Source organism: Burkholderia sp. E168m23 (assembly GCF_016586125.1).
Classification (GTDB): Bacteria; Pseudomonadota; Gammaproteobacteria; order Burkholderiales; family Burkholderiaceae; genus Burkholderia; species Burkholderia orbicola.
Window position 1 is genome coordinate 1 of the sequence record NZ_BCPP01001075.1, and the last position, 2,223, is coordinate 2,223.

The 2,223-nt window shown below is 67.9% G+C and carries 3 protein-coding genes; all 3 read left to right on the plus strand.

Translation table 11 applies throughout. From position 1 onward, the window contains the following. Window positions 1-522, plus strand: a 522-nt coding sequence (locus tag JMF90_RS34175) for a zinc finger domain-containing protein (RefSeq protein ID WP_201326082.1), incomplete at its 5' end; no start/stop codon positions are given. Between the two features lie 2 nt (window positions 523-524). Further along, entirely contained in the window at window positions 525-1,025 is a 501-nt protein-coding gene (lspA, locus tag JMF90_RS34180; RefSeq protein WP_006478035.1) for a signal peptidase II, read from the plus strand. A 68-nt stretch (window positions 1,026-1,093) separates the two neighbouring features. After that, window positions 1,094-2,223 (plus strand): bifunctional phosphopantothenoylcysteine decarboxylase/phosphopantothenate--cysteine ligase CoaBC (gene coaBC / locus JMF90_RS34185; RefSeq protein ID WP_201326083.1); only part of this gene is annotated, 1,130 nt, incomplete at its 3' end.

A 2,223-nucleotide genomic window follows, 5' to 3' on the forward strand; every position in this document is an offset into this window, starting at 1 on the left:
TATCACCTGACGCACGGGCTGCTGCGCGTGCTCGCGCCGTTCCTGTCGTTCACGGCGGAAGAAGCGTGGAAGGTGTTCCAGCCGGCGAGCGACACGATCTTCACGGAAACCTACTATGCGTATCCGGAAGTCGCCGGCTCGGCCGCGCTGATCGAGAAATGGGCGCTGCTGCGCGACGTGCGCGGCAGCGTGACGAAGGCGCTCGAGGAAGCGCGCACCGCGAACCGCATCGGTTCGTCGCTGCAGGCCGAAGTGGCCGTGCATGCGAGCGGCGCACGCTACGACGCGCTGACGAGCCTCGGCGACGACCTGAAGTTCGTGCTGATCACGTCGGCCGCGACGGTCGTCAAGGTCGACGACGAAGCGCAGGAAAGCGTCGACGTGGCCGCGTCGAAGTACCAGAAGTGCGAGCGCTGCTGGCACTACCGCGAAGATGTCGGCGCGCACGCCGAGCACCCGACGCTGTGCGGCCGCTGCTTCTCGAACCTGTTTGAAAACGGCGAAATCCGGAGCGCTGCTTAAATATGGCGAAGACCCTGTCGAAACCGGCCAGCGGCGCGCTCGCGCCCTGGCTCGGTATTTCGCTGATCGTGATCCTGTTCGACCAGCTGTCGAAGATCGCGATCCTGAAAACGTTCGCGTACGGCGCGCAGCATGCGCTGACGTCGTTCTTCAACCTCGTGCTGGTGTACAACCGCGGCGCCGCATTCGGCTTCCTGTCGACCGCGAGCGGCTGGCAGCGCTGGGCGTTCACCGCGCTCGGCGTCGGCGCGACGCTCGTGATCTGCTTCCTGCTGAAGCGCCACGGCCACCAGCGGCTGTTCAGCGTGTCGCTCGCGCTGATCCTCGGCGGCGCGCTCGGCAACGTGATCGACCGGCTCGTCTACGGTCACGTGATCGACTTCCTCGATTTCCACCTCGGCGCGTGGCACTTCCCGGCATTCAACCTCGCCGATTCCGCGATCACGGTCGGCGCGGTGCTGCTGATCTACGACGAGCTGCGTCGCGTGCGCGGCGCGCGCTGAGCGCGCATACTCCGTGTCGACGGCCGGCTTCGCGCCGGCCGTTCCGTTTGACCCCCAGGAGGCCTGAGTTGGCACACGCAGAACTTGCAGGAAAACACCTCGTTCTCGGCCTGACGGGCGGCATCGCCTGCTACAAGATCGCCGAACTCACGCGGCTGCTCGTGAAGGCCGGCGCGACCGTGCAGGTCGCGATGACCGACGCCGCCACCCAGTTCATCACGCCCGTCACGATGCAGGCGCTGTCGGGCCGGCCCGTCTATACGAGCCAGTGGGACGCGCGTATCGACAACAACATGGCGCACATCGACCTGTCGCGCGAAGCCGACGCGATCGTGATCGCGCCCGCGTCGACGGATTTCCTCGCGAAGCTCGCGCACGGGTTCGCCGACGACCTGCTGTCGACGCTGTGCGTCGCACGCGACTGTCCGCTGCTCGTCGTGCCCGCGATGAACCGCCAGATGTGGCAGAACCCGGCCACGCAACGCAACGCCGCGCAACTGCGCGCGGACGGCGTATCGGTGCTCGGCCCGGATTCGGGCGCGCAGGCGTGCGGCGAGGTCGGCGACGGCCGCATGCTCGAGCCCGAGGCGATCTATGAAGCGATCGTCGCGCACTTCGCGCCGAAGGTGCTCGCGCACCGCCGCGTGCTGATCACGGCCGGGCCGACCTTCGAACCGCTCGACCCGGTACGCGGCCTGACGAACCGCTCCAGCGGCAAGATGGGTTTCGCGCTCGCGCGCGCCGCGCAACAGGCCGGCGCCGACGTGCATCTCGTCGCCGGGCCGGTCGCGCTCGACACGCCGTGGGGCGTGTACCGCCAGGACGTGCAGACCGCGCAGCAGATGTACGACGCGGTGATGCATGCAGTGGCCGAAGCCGACATCTTCATCGCAGTGGCCGCGGTCGCCGACTGGCGCGTCGACCAGCCGGCCGAGCACAAGATGAAGAAGACGGCCGACCGCAAGATGCCGGCGCTCGCGTTCGTCGAGAATCCCGACATCCTCGCGTCGGTCGCGGCGCTGCCCGATGCGCCATTCTGCGTCGGCTTCGCGGCCGAAAGCGGCGACCTCGACGTGCATGGCGACGAGAAGCGCAAGCGCAAGAACGTGCCGTTGCTCGTCGGTAACCTCGGCCCGCTGACGTTCGGCCGCGACGACAACGAAGTCGTGCTGTTCGAGGCCGCCGGCCTCACGCGCCT

Bases quoted from the DNA above. Each gene is read 5' to 3' on its own strand.
- lspA (WP_006478035.1), top strand. From the start codon at position 525: ATGGCGAAGACCCTGTCGAAACCGGCCAGCGGCGCGCTCGCGCCCTGG.